Origin of the sequence: Kitasatospora sp. NPDC048540, assembly GCF_040651175.1 — a bacterium.
Taxonomy (GTDB): domain Bacteria; phylum Actinomycetota; class Actinomycetes; order Streptomycetales; family Streptomycetaceae; genus Kitasatospora.
Genome location: NZ_JBEZIR010000141.1, coordinates 1 through 21,905, shown reverse-complemented (window position 1 = coordinate 21,905; position 21,905 = coordinate 1). Strand labels below are relative to the sequence as shown.

The following is a 21,905-nucleotide window of genomic DNA, read 5'->3' as shown; positions in this document are numbered from 1 at the left end:
GGTCGCCGCCTTCGTGCTGACCAACAAGGTCTACTCGCCGCAGTACGTGCTCTGGCTGATCCCGCTGGCCGCGCTGGCCCGCCCGCGCTGGCGCGCCGCGGCCCATGTTGGTCAGCTGCAGGATCCGGGCCACGTCGAGCGGCACCCGGGTGCCGTTCAGCGGGACCAGGGGCAGCAGCGCGTTGGTGTCGAAGGCCCGGGCGACATCGGCCGTGGGCACGCCGTGGGCGGCGTCGACGGCGCCGATGGTGGCGTTGAGCAGCCCGGCCAGCGGCAGGGAGAGCAGTGCCGTGGCCCGTCCCTGGTCCCCCGTCAACCAGGCGGCCAGGTACGGGTCGTAGAGGTTCATCCCGAGGATCCGGGTGTGCGGTCCGGCGGCCGCCCGGAGTCGGTCGAGCACGGTGGCCAGCCCGGTGCGGACGGTGGCGATGCCGTCGAGCGTGCACCGTACGTCGATCACCCCGCCGGCCGTGCAGTGGCCGATGTCGTTGGCGCCGATGTCGAGGGTGACCAGGACCCGGTCGTCGTGGTGCGCCCGGAGGTACGTCTCCGCCTCGGCCAGCTGCGAGCCGGGGTACGGGTGCGGGTACGGGCAGCCGCCGCCGATCATCGTGGCGGTGGACTCGCCCGGGCAGCCGAGGTCGGTGAACGCGAACGCCTGCCCGGCGGCCGCCGCCCGCCCGCCGAGGACCTTCGCGATGTCCTGCGCGTAGCCGCGCCCGACCACGTGGCCGCCGTCCGGGGTCGACTGGTAGCCGGCGGCCAGCGAGTCGCCGAGCGCGAGGTAGTGGGTGGGCGTGCGGCTGTCCGAGGCCTGGGCGGCCGGGGCGGCGGAGGCGGTGGGGGCGCCCGTCAGGCCGAGCACCGAGGCGGTGAACACCACCGCGGCGAGCAGCAGTCGGAGTCTTCCGGGCAGGGCTGAGCGCATGCGGACCTCCCGTGTGGGCCGGCCGAGGGGTGGGCTCGGCCCGGTGAGGCTACTGCGCGGTAGCGCCGGTGCCCAGGGGTCGCGCACCCCCGGCCGCGGGCGCTCTTGCTCAGCCCGGGAAGGCGTACACCGCGGTGGCCTGCGCGGCGGGTTCCGGCTCCCCCTCGGCGGTGAGCGTGACGTCGACGAACGCCAGCCGCCGGCCGAGCTTGGTCACCCGGGCGGTGACCAGCACGTCGGCGCCGAGCACCGCGCGCTGGAAGCTGGTCGACTGCTGGACGGTGGTCATCGGCCCGAAGCCGCCCCGGGCCGCCGACACCGCCACCGCGCTCGCCGTGTCGGCCGCGGCCATCAGTGCCTGCCCGGACAACCCGCCGCCCTCCCGCGCCAGTTGGTCCGACCAGGGCAGCCGCAGCACCGCGTGCCGGTCGCCGGTCTCGGTCACCGACAGGCCGAGCGCCCGCACCCAGGGCGCGAAGTTGTCGGCCAGGATCTTGTCCGCCTCGGCGGTGGTCACAGTGGTCACGCCGCGATGGTAGGACGGGCCGGCTCCCTCCGGCAGCCGTTCCGGAGCGGGCGCGGCGGCTCACGCCCCCGGCGGGCCGTCCGGGCGGGCCGCGCCCTGCCGCAGGGCGAGGCGCAGCAGCTCGGCCAGGTGCAGGGCCCGTCGGCCGTCGCCGAGTTGGGCGATCTGGGTGCGGCAGCTCAGGCCGTCGGCGAGGACCAGGGTGTCGGGGGCGGCGGCGCGTACGGCGGGCATCAGCACCCGCTCGGCGGCGGCCACCGAGACCTCGTAGTGGCCGCGTTCGAAGCCGAAGTTGCCGGCCAGGCCGCAGCAGCCGGAGTCCAGTACCTCGTTGGCCAGCCCGATCCTGGCCTCGATCCGCCGGTCCGCGGCGGTGCCGAGGACGGCGTGCTGGTGGCAGTGCACCTGGGTGACGGCCCGTCCGCCCAGGTACGGGAGGTCGACCCCGGCGTCGTCCAGCAGCTCGGCCAGGGTGCGGACCCGGGCGGCGGCCGGCCGGGCCTCGGCGCCGAGCAGTCGCGGCCACTCCTCGCGCAGCGCCGCCGTGCAGCTCGGGTCGAGGCCGACCACCGGCAGGCCGGGCGGCAGCGCGCGCAGACTGCGGCGCATCACCCGTCGGGCGAGGGAGAGTTGGCCGGTGGAGACCAGGGTGAGTCCGCAGCACACCGGGCCGGCGGGCAGCCGGACGGCGAAGCCCAGGGACTCCAGCACCTCGACCGCGGCCCGGGCGGGTTCCGGATCCAGCAGGTTGGCCATGGAGTCCGGCCAGAGCAGGACGGGCCGTGCGCCGGCCGGTTCCGGGTGCCGGGCCCGGTGGTCGCGGAACCAGCGGACGAAGGTCTGCTCGGGCAGCGGCGGCAGCGCCCGCCGCGGGTCGATCCCGCCGAGCCGCTTCAGCAGGGCGCCGCCGACCGGATGCTGCAGCAGCCGGTTGGCGAGCCCCGGTGCGAGGGCCGCGCCGCGCAGCCACAGCGGCAGCCAGCCCATCGACAGGTGCGCCGCCGGCCGCAGCCGGCGCCGGTAGTGCTGGTGCAGGAACTCGGCCTTGTAGGTGGCCATGTCGACGTGGACCGGGCAGTCGCTCGCGCAGCCCTTGCACGCCAGGCACAGGTCGAGCGCCTCCCGTACCTCCGTGGAGCGCCAGCCGTCGGTGACCAGTTCGCCGCGCAGCATCTCTGCCAGCAGCCGGGCCCGGCCGCGGGTGGAGTGCCGTTCCTCGCCGGTGGCCATGTAGCTGGGGCACATCACCCCGCTCGAGGTGTCGACGCACTTGGCGACGCCGACGCAGCGGTGCACCGCCGTGAGCAGGCTGCCGCCGTCCTGCTCGTACGGCAGGGCGAGCGGCAGGTCGCGGCCGGGGAAGCGCAGGTCGGCGTCGAACGGGCGCGGGTCGACCAGGGTGCCGGGGTTGAGCAGGTGCTCCGGGTCCCAGATCCGCTTGAACCGGCGGAACAGGTCGATCACCTGCGGCGGGTACATCCGGGGCAGCAGTTCGGCGCGGGCCTGGCCGTCGCCGTGCTCCCCGGAGAGCGAACCGCCGTGCGACACCACCAGGTCGGCGGCCTCGGTCAGGAAGCTCCGGAAACCGCCGAGCCGTCCGGGATCGGTCAGCGGCCAGTCGATCCGCAGGTGCACGCAGCCCTCGCCGAAGTGCCCGTACGGGACGCCGCGCAGCCCGTGCCGGGCCAGCAGGGCACGCAACTCCCTCAGGTAGGAGCCGAGTTGCTCGACGGGGACGGCCGAGTCCTCCCAGCCGGGCCAGGCCTCGCCGCCGTCCGGCAGCCGGGTGACGATGCCCGCACCGGCCTCCCGGACGGCCCACAGCTGCCGCTGCTCGCCGGGGTCGGTGACCACGGTGACGGCGGTGTGCGGCACCCGGCGGACGGCCGTGGCCAAGTCCCGGGCCGCCTCCAGCGCCTCGGCGTCCGTGGCGCCGCCGGCCTCCAGGAACAGCCAGCAGCCGCCCTCCGGCAGCCGGTCCAGCGCGGGCGGCCGCGGTCCCGCCGCGAGCAGCGCCGCGATCAGGTCGGCGGCCATCCCCTCGACAGTCAGCGGGCCGAGCGGCAGCAGCGCGGGGACGGCGTCGGCGGCGGCCGTCTCGTCCCGGTACCCCGCCAGCACCAGCGCGCGGGCGGGCGGTTCGGCCACCAGGCGCACGGTCGCGCCGAGCACCAGCGCGCAGGTGCCCTCGGTACCGGTGAGGGCCCGGACCAGGTCGTAGCCGCGCTCGGGCAGCAGCGCGTCCAGCGGGTAGCCGGAGCCGCGGCGCGGCAGCTGCGGCATGGACCGGCGGAGGGTGGTGAGGTGGCCGGCGGCCAGGTCCTGCAGCGCGCGGTGCAGTTCGCCCTCGCGCCCGGGGAGCTGCCGCAGCCGCCGCCGCTGCTCGGGCGGGAGCGGTCCGTGGACGGTGAGTTCGGTGCCGTCGGCGAGCAGCAGGTCGAGCGAGTCCAGGTTGTCACTGGTGCGGCCCCAGGCGACCGAGTGAGCGCCGCAGGAGTCGTTGCCGATCATGCCGCCGATGGTGCAGCGGCTGTGGGTGGACGGATCGGGTCCGAAGCGCAGTCCGTGCGGGCGGGCGGCGCGCTGGAGGTCGTCCAGGACGACGCCCGGCTCGACCCGGGCGGTGCGGGTGCCGGGGTCCAGCGCGTGGATCCGGTTCAGGTGCCGCCGCAGGTCCAGCACCACCGCGCCGGGGCCGATCGCCTGGCCGCCGATGCTGGTGCCGGCGCCGCGGGCGACCAGCGGCACGCCGTACTCCCGGCACACCGCGAGCGCGGCCCGGACGTCGTCGGTGTCGGCGGGTTTGACCACCCCGAGCGGCGGGTGGCGGTAGTTGGAGGCGTCGTAGCCGTAGACCGCGCGTTCGGCGGGGTCGAAGCGGACCTCGCCGCGGACGGCGGCGGACAGGGCACGGGCCAGATCCATCCGCCCATCATCGCAGCGCGTCGGTGCGGCGCGGATCCCCCGCCGGTGGCCGGTACGCCCGGGGCCGGGTCAGCGGCGGCTCACCGGCGTCCGCCGACCGCGCCGCGGGCCAGGTGGGAGAGCTTGGCGACCTCGAAGGCCGCGTAGGCGCCGCTCGACAGCAGCGAGAACTTGACGCCCTCGCGGCCGTCCGGCCGGCGGTAGCCCTCCGGGAGGAAGCGCCGGTAGTGCTCGGCGGCGCGGTGGAAGAACTGCGGGCGCTCGGCCCTCGGCACGCACCCGGCGAGGTCGAAGACGAAGAGGTAGTGCCGGACCATCCGGGTGAACAGGTGCGGGCGGACCTCCTCGTGGCCGGGCCGCCCGTCGAGCAGGCCGAAGCTCTGCTCGTACTGGTCGAAGACGTCGAAGTGGCTGCTGCCGGGCGAACCGGCCGGGTGCAGGGTGTGCCGCCGCCGGATGGTGACGCACTCGCGGTCCAGCACGGCGATCCGGCCGGCCCCGAGCAGCGCCTCGTGGACGGCCGGGACCTCCTCGTAGTGGCCGTCCGGGAACACCGGTACGGTGCCGCGGCGCAGCAGCCGGTCCCAGACCAGCGGGGGAGCGCTGAGCAGTTCTGGGTGGTCCAGCGGGCCGAAGACCCCGGGCCCCGCGGCGGCGAGCAGTTCGGCGGCGCCGCCCGGCCAGCGGCGGCCGCGGTACTCCCGGTCGTGGCCGAACAGCAGCAGGTCCACCTCGCCGGTCTCGGCGAGCCGGTCGGCCATCGCCTGGAAGGCGTCCTCGGCCGGCAGGTGGTCGCTGTCCAGGAAGAGCAGGTACCTCCCGGTGGCGGCGGCGGCGCCCGCGTTCCTGGCCCGGCCGATCCCGACCGCCGCGTCCAGCCGCAGCACCGACACCCGCCGGTCGCGGATCTCGTACGCGTCGGCGACCCGCTCCGGGCACTGCGGGGAGCGGTCGACGACCAGCACCACCTCGAAGTCCGTGAAGGACTGCGCGAGGAGCGCGTCCAGACAGTCCTTGAGCTGCTGGTTGTGGTCGAAGGCGGGCAGCACGACGGTGATGAGCGGTGAAGCCATGGGCGGAGGCTAGGGCGCCGGGCGCGGCCCCGGCAAAGCCGGGAACTCCGGCGAAACCGGTCAATCGCGGGCATAGGCGCACAGAGCTGCGCGGAATCTTCACCGTGTGCTTACGGCCGGTACGCCGAACGGCAACCGGCCCCCGGGGTAGGGGGCGCGGCTGCCGTTCGGTCACTACCGGCCGGTACCGGCCGGTGGGGTCAGTACCAGTTGTGGGCCTGCCAGAACGCCCACGCGGCGCACGGGCTGCCGTAGGTCTCGTTCATGTACTGCAGGCCCCACTTGATCTGGGTGACCGGGTTGGTCTTCCAGTCCGCGCCCACCGAGGCCATCTTGGAGCCCGGCAGCGCCTGCATCAGGCCGTACGCGCCCGAGGACGGGTTGGTCGCGGTGACGTTCCAGCCGCTCTCGCGCTCCACGATGTTGCTGAAGCACTGCAGCTGGCCGGCCGGCACCAGCTGGGCCGCGATCTGCTGCGGGGTGCCGGTGGGCACCGGCGCGGCCAGCGGGCTGCGCGCCTGCGAACGGGAGGCGGCCTCCGCCTTGGCGCGGGCGTCCGCGTCGGCCTTCGCCTTGGCCGCCTTCGCCTTGGCCGCGGCGTCCGCCTTGGCCTTCGCGTCGGCGTCCGCCTGGGCCTGCGCCGCGTCGGCAGCGGCCTTGGCGTCGGCGTCGGCCTTCGCCTTGGCGTCCGCGTCCGCCTGGGCCTGTGCGGCGTCGGCGGCGGCCTTGGCGTCGGCGTCGGCCTTCGCCTGCTGGTCGGCCTGGGCCTTGGCGGCGTCGGCGGCGGCCTGGTCGGCGAGCACCTGCGCGTCGGGAGAGGCGGCGGCGGTGACCGGTGCGGCGGCCTCGGCGACCTTGGCGTCCTGCGGCAGCGCCAGCGCGAGGGTGGCGGAGCCGGCCACCGCGAGGGTGGCGACACCGCTGATCATCGCGGTGCGGCGGTTCCGGGGGAGCCGGTGCTTGTGGCGCTGCATGAACTGCATGGAGGGGCGACCTCTTCCGTCGGGCGGGACCGCGCCGGGCATGCGGCAGCGCAGACGGAGGTCCGGGGGGACCGGCCGTCCGCACGCCGTGTCGGACGGCCGTGGCACCCCGTCGGTGGAGCGGGGTGGGCGGGAAGGCACGGCCCGGTGGGAGCCGCGCCGCCTGGCGACGGCACATTCTTGGCAGACCCGCACGGCGGCGGCAACGAGCTGAAAACTACGGCCGGTCGTAGTCACGGCGGTCGGCGGAGCGGGCCGTCAGTGTGCCGACGGGGTTTACCCGCTCGTGATATCGGCCAAACGCGGATGGGCCGGCAGGACCGGAATTTCCGGGCTGACCAGGGCCGATGTCGCGGCAGCGGCGGGGTGGGCCGATCAGGCCCGACATCGTGCCGCGACCCGGCCGCCGCAGTCAACTATCGAGGGCCGTAGAGCCCGCGGCCGCTGTGGGCGGCCTCACAGGAACCGTCCGGCGTGCTCGGCGCAGCGTGCCCGGCCGGTCACGCTCGGACGCCGGGCGGCGGAAATCCGGTTCCCCGACCCGGCCCGGGCCCCCAGACTGACCGGATGGATCACCTGGAAGCCGCCGTCCACGCCACCGCCGAGGCCGGCAGCCGCGCCCTCGGACCGCTACGGGACCTGCCGCCCGGTACCCTCGTCCCCACCCTGGCGGCCCGGCCGGACCTGCTGGCCCTGGTGGACACCCAGCTCCGTCAGTACCGCTGGGCCCGCCGGCCCGCGGAGGTACCGACACCCACGGACGCCGCCGCCGGGACACCCGCCGTCGAGACACCCGCCGCGCTCCTGCTCGCCGCCATGGACGCCGACGGCCGCACCCGGCAGCGCGCCGTCCGCCGGATCCTCGACCGGCCCGAACCGGAGGCCGACCTGCTGCCCGTCCTGGCGCTGCGCGCCTGCGACTGGGCGGGCCCGGTCCGCGACCTGGCCCGGACCGGACTGACCGACCTGCTCGCCCGCGACCCGCTCCGGCACCTGCCGGCCGTCGCGCCCGCCGCACTGCGGTACGCCCGCCGCGGCCACGGCGGCTTCGTCGTCGACCGGATCGCCGGGTCCCTCGACCGGCTGCCGCCCGAGACCTTCCTGGTCGGCCCGTTCCGGATACCCGACCCGGCCGTCCGCCTCTTCGTCCTGCGGGCCGTCGGCGGACGGCTCGGCCTCGGCACCCTGGTCCGGCTGGCCCGGACCGAACGGCTGCCGGGACTGCGCAGCCGGTACGCCGAGCTGGCCTGCGCCGCCGTGACCGCCGTGACCGCCGTGACCGCCGTGACCGACACGGGCGGTGCGGGCGGCGCGGGCGGCGCGGACGTGGTGCGCGAGCTCGCCGGCGACCCGCGGCGCGAACTCAGGACGGCCGGCGTCGCCGCGCTGCTCCGGCTCGGCCTGACCGAGGAAGCCGCCGCCCACCTGGACGACCGGCAGCCGCTGATCCGCGCCATCGCCCGGGAGGCCGCCCGCCGCCTCGGCCGCGACGCCCGGGCCCACTACCGGGCGGCGGTCGGCGGGGGCGACCCGGCGCCCGGCGCCGTCGACGGCCTCGCCGAGACCGGCGGCCGGGCCGACGCCGACCTGCTGATCACCCTGCTCGACCACCCGTCGCACCGGGTCAGGGCCCGCGCGGTCCGCGGCCTGCGCGGGCTCGACCGGACGCCGGTCGACCACCTGGTGGCCGCCCTGCGGGACCCCTCGGACGCCGTGCTCCGGGAGGCCTCGTGGTCACTGCGGCCGCTCGCCGCCCGGCTGCCCGCCGGGCTCGCCCGCGAGCTGATGGGCGACCGGGACCGGACGGCCGCGCGCCGGGCCGGACTGCGGCTGCTGCACGAACCGGACCGCGCCCGGCGGCTGGCCGACCTGCTCACCCTGGGCGCCGACCCCGACCGGCGGCTCGCCACGGTGGCCGCCGGCGAGGCCGTCGCCCTGCTGCGCGCGGTCTGCCCGCCCCGGTGGAACGCCCCGCTGCCCGACGACTTCGCCCCCGCGGGAGCCGACCGGGAGACCCTGTACACACTCGCCGCCGCACTGGAGGCGGACGACGCCCACGCCGTCACCCGCCTCCTGCACGAGACCCTGGACCCGGCGGGCCGGGAGGCCGAACTGCAGCGGCTGAGCAACGGCCAGGCCCGCGGCGCCGGCCGGCCGGCCCGTTCCGTGCACCTCCGTTACCGGGCCGTCGACGCCGACGCGACCCAGCGGCGGATCCGCGCTGCGGTGGCCGAGGCCGTACGGTGCGGCGCGGCCCGCCCGACCGGGGCTGGTGCTGGGCACAGGACTGGCCCGGCGGCCTGGCCGTCGCCACCGACCACCTCCGCGACGAGGACCGGGCCGGGCTGCACGCGATCATCGCGGCCGCGGGCGGCCTGGCCATCGAGGAGTGCTAGCGGGCCCCGGGGCGCTCTCTCGGGCGCGGGGGTCTTTTTTGGGGGGTGCGCGGGGCGTCCCGGGGCGCGGGGGTTTTCTTGGGGGCGCGGGGAACTGCGCGGGGACGGAAGGTGCGGCGCCATTGCTCCCGTTTCGTGGGAGGTCCCGCGGTGCGGGGGTTTTCTTGGGGGCGCGGGGAACTGCGCGAGGGCGGTAGGTGCGGCGCCGTCACTCCCGTTTCGCGCAGTTCCCCGCGCCCCTGGGGGGTGGGTGGTTGCGGTTGGGGGTTTGGGTGCGGCGCCGTTGCTTCCGTTTCGCGCAGTTCCCCGCGCCCCTGAGGGATCCCGCGTCCCTGAGGGTCCCGCCCCTGGGGGGATCCCGCGCGGCCGGGGGATCCCGTGTCTCTGGGGATCCCGCGCAGTTGGGGGGTGGGGGGTGGGGTCGATACTGGGCCGATGGTGATCGTTCTCGTCCTTGGACTGCTGCTTGCGCTCGGCGGCGTCGGACTCGTGCAGTGGTACCTCTGGCGGCGGTTGGTGCGGGATGTCAGTGCACCGGGCGGTTGGTACCGGCGGGCCGGGACGGTGGTGGCCGTGCTGTTGCCGGTGCTGAGTGTGGTGGCGCTGGTCGGCGGGCGGACGTTGCCGTTGGCCGTGGAGCGGTGGTTCGCCTGGCCGGGGTACCTGTGGCTGGCGCTGATGCTGTACCTGGTGCTGGCCCTGCTGGTGGGCGAGGCCGTCCGGCCGTTGCTGCTGCGGCTTCCCCGGCCCGAACGCCGGGCGGAGCAGCCGCAGGAGCCCGCCGGCCCGGCGGACCCGGGCCGGCGGCTGCTGGTGGCCCGGACGGTGGCCGTCGCCGCCGGTGGTGCGGCCGCCGCGGTGGTCGGCACCGGGATGTACGGGGTGCTGCGCGGTCCGGCGGTCAAGCAGGTGACGGTGCCGCTGGCGAAGCTGCCGCGGCAGGCGCACGGCTACCGCATCGCGGTGGTCAGCGACATCCACCTGGGCCCGATCCTGGGTCGCTCGCACACCCAGCGGATCGTGGACACCATCAACCGCACCCAGCCCGACCTGATCGCCGTGGTCGGCGACCTGGTCGACGGCACGGTGCCCGAGCTCGGCCCGGCGGCCCTGCCGCTGGCGCAACTGCGGGCCCGGGACGGGGCGTTCTTCGTCACCGGCAACCACGAGTACTTCTCCGGCGCCGCGCCCTGGGTGGAGTTCGTCCGCGAGCTGGGCGTCCACCCGCTGGAGAACTCCAGGACCGAGCTGCCGTGGTTCGACCTGGCTGGCGTCAACGACCTCCAGGGCACCTCCGAGGGCCAGGGGCCGGACTACGCGAAGGCGCTCGGTGACCGCGACCGGACCCGGACCGCCGTCCTGCTGGCCCATCAGCCGGTGACCATCCACCAGACGGTTCGCTACGGCGTCGACCTCCAGCTGTCCGGGCACACCCACGGCGGGCAGCTGTGGCCCGGCAACTACCTTGCGGCGCTGGCCAATCCGACCGTCGCCGGGCTGGAGCGGTACGGCGACACCCAGCTGTACGTGACCCGTGGCGCCGGTGCCTGGGGCCCGCCGGTCCGGGTCGGCGCGCCCTCGGACATCACCATCGTCACGCTCGCCTCCGGCCAGGCCTGACGCACCGCCCGCGGCGGCCCGCGCCTGCCCGCGCGTGCCCACCCGGCCCACCGCGCATCTCACAGTTCAAAACGGTTCGTCTCACATTCCGGCGGCGCTGTTAGGGTCCCGGCATGAACCAGGACGCGAGGCACCGCAGTTGGGTCATGCTCGGGCTCGGCACCGCCGGGCAGACTGCCAGCACCACCGTGCTCTACGGGCTGCCCTTCCTCGTCCCGGCGTTCCAGCGCGAGTACGGCCTCTCGCTGGCGGCGGCCGGGGTGCTGGTCTCCTGCCCGGTATTCGGGATCCTGCTGTCGCTGGTGGGCTGGGGCGCGGTGGCGGACCGCTTCGGCGAGCGGATCGCGCTGGCCGCCGGGCTGCTGTCGGCCGCCGCGGTGCTGGCGGTGGCGGCGGACGCGGGCGGGGCGCGGGCGCTGGGCGCGCTGCTGGTGGCGGCGGGAGCCGCCGGGGCCTCGGTCAACTCGGCCTCCGGCCGGCTGGTGATCGGCTGGTTCCCGCCGGACCGGCGGGGCGTCGCGATGGGCGTCCGGCAGGCCTCGCAGCCGCTGGGCACCGGACTGGCCGCCGCCGCGCTGCCGCCGGTCGCCGCGGCCGCCGGGGTCGGCGGGGCCCTGCTGTGCTGCGCCGCACTGTGCGCGGTCACCGGGCTGGCCATCGCGGTGTTCGCGGTGGACCCGCCCCGGCCCGCCGGGGCCGTCCCGGGGTCCGCCGCGGCGCCGTACCGGGGCGGGTACCTGTGGCGGCTGCACGCGGTGGCCGCGCTGCTGTGCGTGCCGCAGTTCGTGGTGACCGGCTTCGCGCTGGTCTTCCTGACCCAGGCGCGCGGCTGGCCGGCCGGGGTGGCGGGCGCGGTACTGGCGGTGGCCAACCTGGCCGGCGCGGGGGTACGGCTGCTGGCGGGCTGGTGGTCCGACCGGGTCGCCAGCCGGGTCCGGCCGATCCGGTTGCTGGCCCTGGCCACGGCAGCCGATCTGGGACTGCTGGCGCTGGGCGCGGCCTGGGACTCGGCCGTCGGTACCGGTGCGCTGCTGCTGGCCTGCGGTCTGACGGTGAGTACCAACGGCCTGCACAACACGGCCGTCGCAGAGTACGCCGGGCCCCTCTGGGCGGGCCGCGCGCTCGGCGTCCACGGGGTCGGCCAGCACGGTGCGATCGTGCTGGTCCCGCCGCTGGTCGGCGCGCTGATCACCGAGCGCGGCTACACCCCGGCGTTCGCGGTGGCCGCGCTGGTCCCGCTGCTGGCGGCCGCCGTCCTGCCGTCGCAGCGCCCGCCGGCCGACTGGTCGGCGGCCCCGGCTCAGGCCAGCCGGGCGGCGGGGAGCAGCTCTGTGGAGGGCGGCCCGGCGGGCGGGCCGGAGCGCAGCAGGTCCAGGTAGTCGTCCCGGGGCAGCGGCCGGGCGCCCAGCGAGCGGATGTGCGGGCTGTCCCACTGGACGTCCAGCAGCAGCCCGCCCGCCACGGTGAACCGGTCGCCCAGGTCGGCGACCGCGACCCGGGAGGCGTCCGGGAGCCGGTGGAACATCGAGTCCAGGCTGAGCACCGGACCGGCCCGGACCCCGAAGGCGCCGCCGACCAGCTCCGCCCCCTGCCAGACCTCCACGCTGTGCGCCCAGCCCTGCTCGTGCAGCTCCTGCAGCCCGCGCCGCAGCTCCTCGGTGAGCCAGCGCGGTTCGCGGCCGGCGCCGCACTGGGCGACCACCCGGCCGAAGTCGCGGTCGACGCTGGTCGCCCAGTCGAGCCGGTTGCGCAGCCGCCTGGCGAGCCGCCGGCCGAGCCTGGCGTGGCCCGGCCGGATCACCGGCCGGGGGTCGGGCGACCACCAGGACACCTGGTAGGGGAGTTCGCCGACGTGCCCGGGCACCGCGATGGCGCCGGTGGCGACCCGGTCCTCGTACAGGGCCTCGTTCATCCAGCGGGCGTACTCGTCGGGTGCGGGCATCGGGAACAGCCCGGCCCGGTAGGCGGCGAGCAGGCTGGGCGCCCCCAGGTCGGAGCAGAACGCGGCCGGGGCGTCGGCGGGGGCGGCCGACACCGCCACGGAGTGCCACCAGTCGGTGGTCCGGCTGGTCATGCCACGCGCTCCAGGTAGCCGGTGGCCTCCAGCCGGTCCAGGTAGAAGTCCAGCAGGTGGTCGTCGACCGGCGGGATCTCGATGCCGCTGCCGTTCAGCTCCTGGGCCGCCCGGTCGCGGGAGAACAGCGGGAAGGTCGGCCGGAAGTACATCTCGCTGATCGACATCGCGGTCCCCTCGCCGCGGTCGACGAACAGCGGCACGAACGGGGTGATCGGGTGCTCCGGGTGGGTGGCCGCGTACGAGACCAGGCCCCGCACCCACCGGTGGTACGGCAGCACCTCGACCCGGCGGCCGCGGCTGCGCAGCCGCTCGGCCAGCACCGGCAGCATCGCCGGGTTGGGGTTGGTCAGGTGGTAGACCTGCCCGGTGGCGGGGGTGTTGCCCGCCAGGTGGGCCAGTGCCCGGGTGAAGGAGTCGGCCGGGACGAAGTCCAACTGGAGCTCGACCTCGGGGACTTCGCCGCTGTCGGTGAAGTACTTGATGAGCGCGCACAGTTCGGTGCCCAGGTTCATGGTGCCGGTCGCCAGGTCGCCGGTGACGTCGTTGACCCGGTAGACCGACACCGGCAGCCCGGCCGCCGCCGCGTTGTGCAGCAGCGCCTCCGCCACCCACTTGCTCTCCACGTACCCGACCGAGAGGTGCTCCGGGTGGTCCAGCGGGGTGTCCTCGCTGACCTCGGGGACCCCGGCCGCGCCGAAGCCGGCCAGCACCGCCATGGTCGACAGGTAGTGCACCGGGACCGCCCGGGAGTGCCCGGCCAGCCGGATCACCTCCCGGGTGCCGGCCACGTTGGCAGCCCTCAACTGGTGGTAGGGGTAAAGGAAGTTGACCTGTCCGCCGAGGTGGTGGACGGCGTCCACGGTGCCGGCCAGCTGCTCGAAGCGGGTGCGGCTGAGCCCCAGCAGTGGTTCGGCCAGGTCGCCGACCAGCGGCCGGACCCGGGCCGGGTCGAGGTCGCGCCGCAGGAAGCGCTGGTGGGCGGCCCGGATCCGTTCCAGCGCGTGCTCCTGGTCGGGGGCCCGGACCAGGCAGTGCACCTGGGCGTCGGTGGTGGTCAGCAGGGTGTGCAGCAGGTGGGCGCCGCAGAATCCGGTGGCGCCGGTGAGCAGGATCTCCGCGGGCTGCTCGGGCCGGGCCGCCCGCTCGCCGGAACGCCGTACCGGGAAGCCGAGTTCGGCCTCGCCGGTGAAGTCGATCCGCTGCCCGGCGAGGGTCTCCGCCGGACCCCGGCCGGCCGCGTGCAGGGCCGTGGTGAAGGCGCCGAGGGTCGGGTCGGTGAGCAGCGCACGGGTCAGGTCCCGGATCCGGTCCACGCCGATGCCGAACATGATCCGCGCCCGGGCCAGCATCTCCATCGCGAGCAGCGAATTGCCCCCCAGCTCGAAGAAGTCGTCCTCCATCGCCACCGTGTCGACGTCGAGCAACTGCGCCCACAGGTAGGCGAGTCCGTGCTCGGCGGCCTGCTCGCGACTGCGCCCGCCGTTGCCGCCGGCGCCGCGCTGGCCGGGGCGGCCGGCGCCGGCTCCGGCCATGGCGGGGCCGGTGTCGGCCAGCTCGCGCCGGTCGATCTTCCCGTTCGGGGTCAGCGGCATCCGTTCCACCGGCACGTACGCGGTCGGGACCAGGTAGTCCGGCAGCCGGTCGGCCAGGAACTCCCGGAAGTCCGGCCCGGTGCCGTCGCCCCGGGTGTAGTACGCGGTCAGCGCCCTCGCACCGGAGTTGTGCTCCGGCGCCAGCACGGTGACCAGCCCGACCGCCGGGTGTTCGGCGAGGTGCGCCTCCACCTCGGCCGGGTCGACCCGGAACCCGCGCACCTTGACCTGGTCGTCGGTGCGGCCGAGCAGTTCCAGGTTGCCGTCGGGGCGCCAGCGGGCCGAGTCGCCGGTGCGGTACATCCGGGTGCCCGCGTCCCCGGCGTACGGCTCCGGCAGGAAGCGCTCCGCGGTCAGTTCGGGCTGCCGCCAGTACCCGCGGGCCAGGCCCTGGCCGCCGAGGAAGACCTCGCCGCGGCGGCCCGGCGGTACCGGCCGCAGGGTCGGGTCCAGCACGTGCACGAAGGTGCCGAGCAGCGGCCGCCCCACCGGGACCGGGGCGTGCGCCGGGGAGGCCAGCATGCCGGGCAGGATCTCGCAGATGGTGGAGGTGATCCCGGCCTCGGTCAGCCCGTAGGCGTTGAGCAGCTGGGTGGCCGGCAGCCGGTGCAGACTGGTCCGGCAGTCCTCGGCGTGCACGGTGTCACCGCCGACGATCATCAGCCGGAGTGAGGCGGGCGGCCGGGCACCCTCCGTCATCAGGTCCAGGAACCGGTGCCAGTACGCCGGGGTCAGGTCCGCCACCGTGATGCCCAGCTCGAGGATCCGGCTGGCGAGTTCGATCGGCGCCCAGGTGAGCCGGCCGCCCAGGACCAGCGTCGAACCGCTGAGCAGCGGTGCGAAGATCTGCTCCAGCGAGGTGTCGAAGCCGAGCGCGCCCAGCTGCAGCACCCGGTCCCGGTGCGAGAGCCCGTACGCCTCGGCGGCCCGGGAGACGGTCAGTGCCATGGTGCGGTGGCTGACCGGGACGCCCTTGGGGGTGCCGGTGGTCCCGGAGGTGTACACCACGTACGCGAGGTCGTCCGGCACCGTGGTGTCGGCGGGGGCCGAGACGGAGCCGCCCGGGCCGCGGTAGTCCGACGCCAGCACCGCGGGCAGGCCGAGCCGCCCCCGGTGCTCGGTGCTGGTCACCGCGAGGGTGGCGCCGGCGTCCGAGACCAGCCGCCGCAGGCGGTGCGAGGGGTGCGCCGGATCGAGCGGCAGGAAGGCGCCCCCGGCCTTGAGCACCGCGACCAGCGCGGTGACCATGTCGGCGCTGCGTTCCAGGCAGACCGGCACCACGGTGTCGGCGGTGATCCCGCCGTCGCGCAGCGCGTGCGCGAGGCGGTCGGAGCGGCGGTCGAGCTCGCGGTAGCTGAGCCGTTCGTCCTCCGCCACCACGGCGGTCGCGTCGGGTGTCCGGGCGGCCTGCCGGCGCAACAGCCCGTGCACGGTGACGCCGCCGGCCCGGCGGCCGGCCGGCCGTAGATCGGTCCAGAGCTCGGCCACCGAGCGTAGGCACTGCTGTTCGGGGGCCGGTCCGGCGACGGTGCGCCACCCGGCGGGGACGGGGAGGTCGTCGGGCCACAGGGCGTGGACGGCCTCGTCGTTGGCGAGCACCCTGAACGGCCCGGAGTGGGGCTGCTGGGAGCGGTTCGGCTGGTCCACCGGCCATGACCTCGCAGTGCGGTGACAGGGAGGCGGCGGTTGTTGCTCCGCCAGGGCACCGGCGGGGGTTCGCCGGTGAGGCTGCTGCACCGGCGTACGGGTGCCGCGTGCGTGCTGTCCGGCCCGTCCTGTGCGGACCCGGGCCGGCCCCGATACTTTCGACTATAGGCACCCGAATGGCCCTGGGTATCATTGAGACGCATTTGTCGCGGAGCCGCAGAGCTCCCCGCCGCCGCGTCGCCGGCGGCCACTCCTCGTGCATCGGCCCACCCAACTCCTGCCTCGGGGCGAAGGGGGTAGCTCGGTTGACACGTCGAAGGCAACGCCTGATGGCCTGTTACTTCGGCTGGATGGCCGTGCTCACGCTGGTCTACTACCAGAATCCGGACGAACGGATCATCTGGTGGACCGGTATCGGCCTGTCCGGCGTCGCGGCCATCGTCATCGGCACCCGCGTCAACCGCCCGGCGCACCCGCAGTACTGGTACCTCCTCGCGGCCGGCAACCTGAGCTTCACCGCCGGCGAGGTGGTGCAGGTCATCCAGACCGAGTACCTGCACCAGTACGGCTTCCCGTCCGTGTTCGACGCGTTCTACCTCGCCGAATACCTGCTGACCGCGGTGGGCATCTACGGCTTCATCCGCTGGCGCACCGCCCAGCAGGACCGCGGCTCCATGATCGACGCGCTCATCCTGACCGTCGGCCTGGCCCTGCTGGCCTGGATCTACCTGATCGTCCCGTACGAGCGCAACCCCGATCTCACCTGGCTCCAGAAGGCCGTCTCGATCGCCTACCCGCTCGGTGACGTCCTGGTGCTGGCGATGCTGATGCGGCTGCTGGTGCCACGCGGCGGCAAGAGCAAAGCGCTGTGGCTGCTGGCCGTCGGCGTGCTCGGCATGCTGGTCGCCGACGTCGCGTACGGGCTGATCCAGCTGCACGGCACCTGGCGCATCGGCAGCCCGGTGGACCTCGGCTGGGCCGTCTTCTACTGCGCATGGGGAGCGGCCGCGCTGCACCCCTCGATGGTCGAACTCACCCGGCCGATCCCGACCCAGCAGCCGGACATCTCCGGCGGCCGCCTCACCCTGCTGGCCGGCGCCTCGATGATCGCCCCCGCCATGCTGCTGGTGGACCTCTCCCGCGGCGACGCCAGCCACGCCGGTGTGATCGGCGCCTTCTCCGCCGTCCTGTTCCTGCTGGTGCTGGCCCGGCTCGGGTCCGTCGTCCTGGTGCACCGGCACGCGGTCGCCCGCGAGCGGACACTGCGGGTGACCGGAGCGTCACTCACCGGATCGGTCACCTTCGACGAGGTCTCCGAGGCGGTCCAGTCGGCCGCCGCCGCCCTGATGCCCCGCGCGCCCCGCCGCTCCGCCCTGCTCGGCGTCCGCGCCGACGGCGGCCTGCGGGTACGGCACGGCGAGAGCGAGATGGTGCTGCGGATCCCACCCGACCGCGAACTCCAGGGCAGCCGCCTGCTGCCGGTCGAAGAGCTCGGCTCCGACCTCGAACGCCACTTCTCCGGCCTGCCCAACGCCCTGATCTGCCCGCTCGCCCTCGACAACCGGCCGATCGGCGAGCCGCTGATCGGCGTCCTGATCGTCGGCGGCACCGAGCACCAGCTCGCCGCCCTGTGGGGCACCTTCGACATCCTGGCCGCCCAGTCCGCGCTGGCCGTCGAACGCGTCATGCTGACCCGCGAGATCAGCCAGCGCAACAGCGAGGCCTACTTCCGCACCCTGGTGCAGAGCGCGTCCGACGTGATCCTGATCCTCAACCCCGACGACGGCATCCGCTACGCCAGCTCCTCGGCCCAGCGCGTGCTCGGCTACTCCGACCTGGAGGGCGTCCGGCTCAACGAGCTGATCCCGCCCGAGGAGAGCCGGCGGCTCAACCAGGCCCTGGCCCGGATGCGCACCAGGGAGCAGGCCGAACAGCGCGAACACTGGCGGCTGCTGCGCAGCGACCGCAGCGTCATCGAGGTCGAGGTGCGCTGGAACGACCTGCGCGAGGACCCGACCGTCGGCGGCCTGGTGCTGACCCTGCGCGACGTCACCGACCAGCGGCAGATGGAGCGCGAACTGACCCACCGGGCCTTCCACGACTCCCTCACCGGCCTGGCCAACCGGGTGCTGTTCCAGGACCGGGTCGGCCACGCCCTCACCCGCAGCGAACGCCGCGGCACCGTGATGGGCGTGCTCTTCCTCGACCTGGACGACTTCAAGGTGGTCAACGACACCCAGGGCCACGCCGTCGGCGACGAACTGCTGGTGGCGGTCTCGCTCCGGGTCTCCACCGCGCTGCGCACCTCCGACACCGCGGCCCGGCTCGGCGGCGACGAGTTCGCGGTACTGGTCGAGGACGCCCTGTCACCGGAGGACGTCGGCTCCACCGCGGACGCCGTGCTGAACGCCTTCGAGGAACCGTTCCGGCTCAGCTCCGGAACGGTCCGGGTGGCCGCCAGCGTCGGCGTCGCCACCACCGAGGACAGCGTGGACGCGGCCGAGCTGCTCACCCACGCCGACCTCGCCCTCTACTCCGCCAAGGCCTCCGGCAAGCGGCAGTGGTGCCAGTACCAGCCGGCGCTCCAGGTCGGCCTGGTCGAACGGCACGAGCTGAACGAGAGCCTGGACACCGCCATCGCCGAGTCCGCCTTCGCGCTGTACTACCAGCCGATCGTCGACCTGACGGACGGCGGGCTGGTGGCCTTCGAGGCGCTGGTGCGGTGGCCGCACGAGCGCCGCGGCATGGTGCTGCCGGAGGAGTTCATCTCGCTGGCCGAGGAGAGCGGCCAGATCGTCCCGCTCGGCGCCTGGGTGCTGGAGCGGGCCGCGGCCGAGGCCGCCGCCTGGCAGCGCCTCACCTCGGCCCGCCGGGACGGCGCCGGCCGGCGGCCGCTGCGGGTCAGCGTGAACGTCTCGGCCCGCCAGTTCCGCGACGCCGGGTTCGTCGACATCGTCCGGCAGGTGGTGGAGACCAGCGGCATCCAGCCCGGGACGCTGATCCTGGAGCTGACCGAGAGCGTGCTGATGCGGCGCGACGAGCGGGTGCGCACCGACATGGAGGCGCTGCGCGAGCTCGGCGTGCGGATCGCCATCGACGACTTCGGCACCGGGTACTCCTCGCTCAGCTACCTGCGGGAGTTCCCGATCTCCGTCCTGAAGATCGACAAGTCCTTCATCGACGGGCTCGGGCTCTCCCAGCAGCAGTTCGCCCTGGTCGAGGGCATCACCCGGATCGCCGACACGCTCGGTGTCCAGGTGATCGCCGAAGGGATCGAGAACAGCACCCAGCGGGACCTGCTGGCGGCCATGGGCTGCCCGCTCGGCCAGGGCTACCTGTTCGCCCGCCCGCTCACCGTCGAACAGGCGGGCGCCCTGGTCCGCGAGGACGCAGCCCCGGCCGAACTCCCCACCCGAAGGCCCTGAGGAGCTGCCCGGCTCGCGGGTTGTTCACTGTGCGGCGCCGCACCTGCCGTCCGCGCAGTTCCGCCCGCCGCCCCCGGCCGGGGCCCGCGCAGTCTCCCCGGGGGGCGTCAGGCCGTGGGGTCGCCCGACATCGCCGCTGCCAGCCGCAGGGAGGTCGCCGCCTCCGTGGCGCGCCCCTGGCGCTGGAGGGTGCGGCCGAGCATCAGGTGGGCGTACTGCTCGACCGGGTCGATCTCCAGGACCTCGCGCAGCTGCTCCTCTGCCCGCCGCAGCTGGGCGGAGTGGTAGTACGCGCGGGCCAGCAGCAGCCGCGGCCCCACCTGCCCCGGCACCTCGTCGACCACCTCGGTGAGGATCCGGGCGGCCTCCGCGTAGTGCTTGGAGTCGAAGAACAGCTCGGCGCGGGCCCAGCGCTCCGCCGTGCTCTCCTCGCGGCCAACGATGTTCACTCCGGTGTCCACTCCGGCTCCTCTCGTCGTGCGTTGTCATCGTCGATCGGTTGAACATTCACCTACTTCTCGGCATTCCCGGCCTGCCCGGACCCCGCTGTCAACACGGCCCCGGCTGGCCGAACGTCCGTCGGAGCCGAGCGGCCGGAACCTACTGTCGCCATCACACAGCCGAGGAAAGGAATGGCATGAATCGAACCTTCGGGCGCACCGCGGTCCTGCTCGCCGTCACCGGACTGTCCTGTCTGCCCGGCATCGCCGCGGCCGACGCGCCGGGCACCACCCGGACCATCGTGATCGGCGACAACAACCAGGTCGCCGGGGACGACATCTTCAACGCCGGCCGGGACAACACCGTCGGCTCGAACGACGGCTCCGGCCCCGGCCTCGGCGTCGTCCCCTCGGTCGGTCAGGCGGTGCTCATCCGCAACGTGGCGCAGGGCGACGCGATGCTGGAGTCCAGCACGGGCCCGGCCACCTTCCTCGGCCGCGTCCCGGCCAACACCCAGTTCCCGGTGGCCTACTCGGGCCGCTCGACGGCGACCTACCGCACCGAGGCCGGCCAGTACGAGCTGACCCTGGACCACACGGCGGACGGCCGGGCGGTCGCCGACTGCGCGCCCAGCGAGCACTGCCGGGTCGCCCAGGAGGTCTACGGCCTGGTCATCGACCTGCAGTAGCGGCGCCCGCGGCCGAAAGAGCCCGAGCCGCACCCGCAGCCGTACCCGTCGCACGCCGCGCCGGGTACGGCTGCGGGTGCGTCACGAGGTGGCGCAGAGCCGGAAGGTGAGCAGCCGTCCGTCGTCGTCCCGGACCGCGAGCCGGACCCGGGCGCCGACCGGCACCGCGCCGGGCAGGCCGCCGATCACCCCGGCCTGGACGGTGAAGCCCTCGTCCAGTGCGACCAGGTACGGGCGGCCCGGGTAGAGGCCGCGGCGGGTCGGGCGGAGCAGCCGCCGGACGCTGCCGGTGCCCGCGCTGAGCTCCGTGGTCAGGTCGGCGGAGCCGCAGACCGTGCAGAGCAGGGCGCCGGCCGGCATCGCCGAGTGGCACCAGCGGCAGCGGTGGTAGTGCAGGGCCGGCTCACCCTCGGTGGGGCTGGTGAGCGGACCGACGGGGGCGAACGCGGTGGACGGCGTCATCGTGCACCGCCGCGGACCGTCGCCGACCGGTTCCGTACTCCGGGCATCTCCGGCTCCTCCCTACGGATGCTGCTCAGGAAGATATGGCACTCAGTGCCCCGTGTAAAGGCACTGAGTTCCCTCCGGTCGGCCCTCGGTCCGTACGGACCCCCCGCCGAGGCGGGTCAGCCGTCCAGCGCGCTCTCGATCCCCTGCACCACCCGCCACATCGGGGTGCCGCGACGGGCTACCAGGACCACCACGTCCTCGGCCGGCCCGGCGCCGTCCCCGGGCGCGGTCCCGGCCTGCTCGCTCCAGGTGCCGATGACGAACTCCAGTGCCAGGTCGACCGCTTCGCGCACGTTGCCCGCGCCGCCGGTGCGCAGCCAGGTGCGCAGCGCGTGGTTGTGCGCCGCCACCACGGCGGCGGCGACCACGTCCGCGCGCAGGGCGCCGTCGGACCGGGCCGAGTAGCGGGCCCGCAGGTGCGCGGCGAGCGTGCGCTCGTAGCGCCAGACCACGGACAGCTCGTGGATCCGCAGGTTGGGCACCTTGCGGGTGAGCAGGTAGCGCTCGACCGAGAAGGTCGGGTTGGCCGCGTACATCCGCAGCACCAGGCGGGCCGCGTCGCAGACCTGGACCACCGGGTCGCCGCTGTCGGGGGCGGCGTCCAGGAAGGAGGTCATCTCGGCCAGCGCGCCCTCGTGGTCGGGGAAGACCACGTCCTCCTTGGAGGGGAAGTAGCGGAAGAACGAGCGCCGCCCGACCCCGGCCAGCGCGGTGATCTCGTCGATGGTGGTCTGCTCGAACCCGTGTTCCAGGAAGAGCCGGAAGGCCGCCTCGATCAGTGCGTCCCGGGTGGTCGGCCGCCCGCCCGCCGCCGTGCCCGTGCCCTGGACCTGTTCCTGCTCGCGCGCCTCGCTCATGGGGGGACGGTAGCACCGCGACGGCCCGGAGACCGTGCCCGGAGGATGCCCGAACGGCACTGAGTGTGCATAATCAGGGGTACTGAGTGCCACACCCCTAAGGAGCGTCCCATCATGAGTCAGGACTTCGACCTCTTCCGGCTCAGTGAGGAGCACGAGATGCTCCGGGAGACGGTGCGTGCGCTGTCGGAGGCGAAGATCGCTCCGTTCGCGGCGG

Annotated in this window: 14 protein-coding genes and 1 pseudogene; 5 read left to right on the top strand and 10 right to left on the bottom strand. The window is 74.9% G+C overall.

Translation table 11 applies throughout. The features are described from left to right. Nucleotides 1-238: 238 nt before the first annotated feature. The 5 genes and pseudogenes from AB0D08_RS34905 to AB0D08_RS34885 all read right to left on the bottom strand — a co-directional run. A pseudogene (locus AB0D08_RS34905) lies at nt 239-928 on the bottom strand (SGNH/GDSL hydrolase family protein); the annotation flags it as partial. Between the two features lie 109 nt (nt 929-1,037). Further along, the gene (locus AB0D08_RS34900; protein ID WP_359894304.1) at nt 1,038-1,454 is read right to left on the bottom strand and encodes a PaaI family thioesterase; all 417 of its coding nucleotides are present in this window, start codon (nt 1,452-1,454) and stop codon (nt 1,038-1,040) included. Nucleotides 1,455-1,514: 60 nt separating this feature from the next. Continuing rightward, nucleotides 1,515-4,379, bottom strand: a complete 2,865-nt coding sequence (locus AB0D08_RS34895; protein WP_359894302.1) for an FAD-binding and (Fe-S)-binding domain-containing protein — start codon at nt 4,377-4,379, stop codon at nt 1,515-1,517. An 80-nt stretch (nt 4,380-4,459) separates the two neighbouring features. Further along, nucleotides 4,460-5,452 (bottom strand): glycosyltransferase family A protein, encoded by a 993-nt coding sequence (locus tag AB0D08_RS34890; protein ID WP_051812759.1) that lies wholly within the window; start codon nt 5,450-5,452, stop codon nt 4,460-4,462. 200 nt (nt 5,453-5,652) lie between these two features. Continuing rightward, the gene (locus AB0D08_RS34885) at nt 5,653-6,435 is read right to left on the bottom strand and encodes a lytic transglycosylase domain-containing protein (protein WP_359894300.1); all 783 of its coding nucleotides are present in this window, start codon (nt 6,433-6,435) and stop codon (nt 5,653-5,655) included. A gap of 567 nt (nt 6,436-7,002) precedes the next feature. Between AB0D08_RS34885 and AB0D08_RS34880 the strand changes: the two genes are divergently transcribed. From AB0D08_RS34880 to AB0D08_RS34870, 3 genes are all read left to right on the top strand, one after another. Beyond that, complete coding sequence (locus tag AB0D08_RS34880; protein ID WP_359894298.1) at nt 7,003-9,273, top strand: HEAT repeat domain-containing protein; 2,271 nt, start codon at nt 7,003-7,005, stop codon at nt 9,271-9,273. After that, a complete protein-coding gene (locus AB0D08_RS34875; RefSeq protein WP_359894297.1) occupies nt 9,267-10,451 on the top strand; it encodes a metallophosphoesterase in 1,185 nt (394 codons plus the stop codon). The genes AB0D08_RS34880 and AB0D08_RS34875 overlap by 7 nt, the downstream gene beginning before the upstream one ends. Nucleotides 10,452-10,564: 113 nt before the next feature. After that, nucleotides 10,565-11,830, top strand: a complete 1,266-nt coding sequence (locus tag AB0D08_RS34870) for an MFS transporter (RefSeq protein WP_359894295.1) — start codon at nt 10,565-10,567, stop codon at nt 11,828-11,830. Here the strand turns inward: AB0D08_RS34870 and AB0D08_RS34865 are convergent. Together AB0D08_RS34865 and AB0D08_RS34860 are read right to left on the bottom strand one after the other, a co-directional pair. Continuing rightward, nucleotides 11,752-12,525 (bottom strand): leucyl/phenylalanyl-tRNA--protein transferase, encoded by a 774-nt coding sequence (locus AB0D08_RS34865; RefSeq protein WP_359894294.1) that lies wholly within the window; start codon nt 12,523-12,525, stop codon nt 11,752-11,754. The genes AB0D08_RS34870 and AB0D08_RS34865 overlap by 79 nt on opposite strands. Next, the gene (locus AB0D08_RS34860; RefSeq protein WP_359894292.1) at nt 12,522-15,767 is read right to left on the bottom strand and encodes an amino acid adenylation domain-containing protein; all 3,246 of its coding nucleotides are present in this window, start codon (nt 15,765-15,767) and stop codon (nt 12,522-12,524) included. Before AB0D08_RS34860 ends, AB0D08_RS34865 begins: the two co-directional genes overlap by 4 nt. Before the next feature lie 329 nt (nt 15,768-16,096). Between AB0D08_RS34860 and AB0D08_RS34855 the strand changes: the two genes are divergently transcribed. Continuing rightward, a complete protein-coding gene (locus AB0D08_RS34855) occupies nt 16,097-19,192 on the top strand; it encodes an EAL domain-containing protein (protein WP_359894290.1) in 3,096 nt (1,031 codons plus the stop codon). Between the two features lie 107 nt (nt 19,193-19,299). On the opposite strand, the gene AB0D08_RS34850 is transcribed toward AB0D08_RS34855, so the two are convergent. Continuing rightward, entirely contained in the window at nt 19,300-19,653 is a 354-nt protein-coding gene (locus AB0D08_RS34850; RefSeq protein WP_359894288.1) for a tetratricopeptide repeat protein, read from the bottom strand. A gap of 176 nt (nt 19,654-19,829) precedes the next feature. Here AB0D08_RS34850 and AB0D08_RS34845 point away from each other — a divergent pair, with 176 nt between their 5' ends. Then, nucleotides 19,830-20,321, top strand: a complete 492-nt coding sequence (locus AB0D08_RS34845) for a hypothetical protein (RefSeq protein ID WP_359894286.1) — start codon at nt 19,830-19,832, stop codon at nt 20,319-20,321. Between the two features lie 81 nt (nt 20,322-20,402). On the opposite strand, the gene AB0D08_RS34840 is transcribed toward AB0D08_RS34845, so the two are convergent. Then, nucleotides 20,403-20,783: a hypothetical protein gene (locus tag AB0D08_RS34840; RefSeq protein WP_051813067.1), complete on the bottom strand. Its 381-nt coding sequence runs from the start codon at nt 20,781-20,783 to the stop codon at nt 20,403-20,405. Between the two features lie 164 nt (nt 20,784-20,947). Continuing rightward, nucleotides 20,948-21,688 carry a TetR family transcriptional regulator gene (locus AB0D08_RS34835; RefSeq protein WP_033822001.1) on the bottom strand — a complete coding sequence of 247 codons (741 nt, stop codon included), beginning with the start codon at nt 21,686-21,688 and terminating at the stop codon, nt 20,948-20,950. Between the last annotated feature and the right edge of the window lie 217 nt (nt 21,689-21,905).

Excerpts from the sequence above, each read along its gene's own strand:
- AB0D08_RS34875 (WP_359894297.1), top strand. The coding sequence starts at position 9,267 with ATGGTGATCGTTCTCGTCCTTGGACTGCTGCTTGCGCTCGGCGGCGTC.
- AB0D08_RS34895 (WP_359894302.1), bottom strand. The coding sequence starts at position 4,379 with ATGGATCTGGCCCGTGCCCTGTCCGCCGCCGTCCGCGGCGAGGTCCGC.
- AB0D08_RS34870 (WP_359894295.1), top strand. The coding sequence starts at position 10,565 with ATGAACCAGGACGCGAGGCACCGCAGTTGGGTCATGCTCGGGCTCGGC.
- AB0D08_RS34835 (WP_033822001.1), bottom strand. The coding sequence starts at position 21,688 with ATGAGCGAGGCGCGCGAGCAGGAACAGGTCCAGGGCACGGGCACGGCG.
- AB0D08_RS34855 (WP_359894290.1), top strand. The coding sequence starts at position 16,097 with ATGGCCTGTTACTTCGGCTGGATGGCCGTGCTCACGCTGGTCTACTAC.
- AB0D08_RS34880 (WP_359894298.1), top strand. The coding sequence starts at position 7,003 with ATGGATCACCTGGAAGCCGCCGTCCACGCCACCGCCGAGGCCGGCAGC.
- AB0D08_RS34890 (WP_051812759.1), bottom strand. The coding sequence starts at position 5,452 with ATGGCTTCACCGCTCATCACCGTCGTGCTGCCCGCCTTCGACCACAAC.
- AB0D08_RS34845 (WP_359894286.1), top strand. The coding sequence starts at position 19,830 with ATGAATCGAACCTTCGGGCGCACCGCGGTCCTGCTCGCCGTCACCGGA.
- AB0D08_RS34840 (WP_051813067.1), bottom strand. The coding sequence starts at position 20,783 with ATGACGCCGTCCACCGCGTTCGCCCCCGTCGGTCCGCTCACCAGCCCC.
- AB0D08_RS34885 (WP_359894300.1), bottom strand. The coding sequence starts at position 6,435 with ATGCAGTTCATGCAGCGCCACAAGCACCGGCTCCCCCGGAACCGCCGC.
- AB0D08_RS34865 (WP_359894294.1), bottom strand. The coding sequence starts at position 12,525 with ATGACCAGCCGGACCACCGACTGGTGGCACTCCGTGGCGGTGTCGGCC.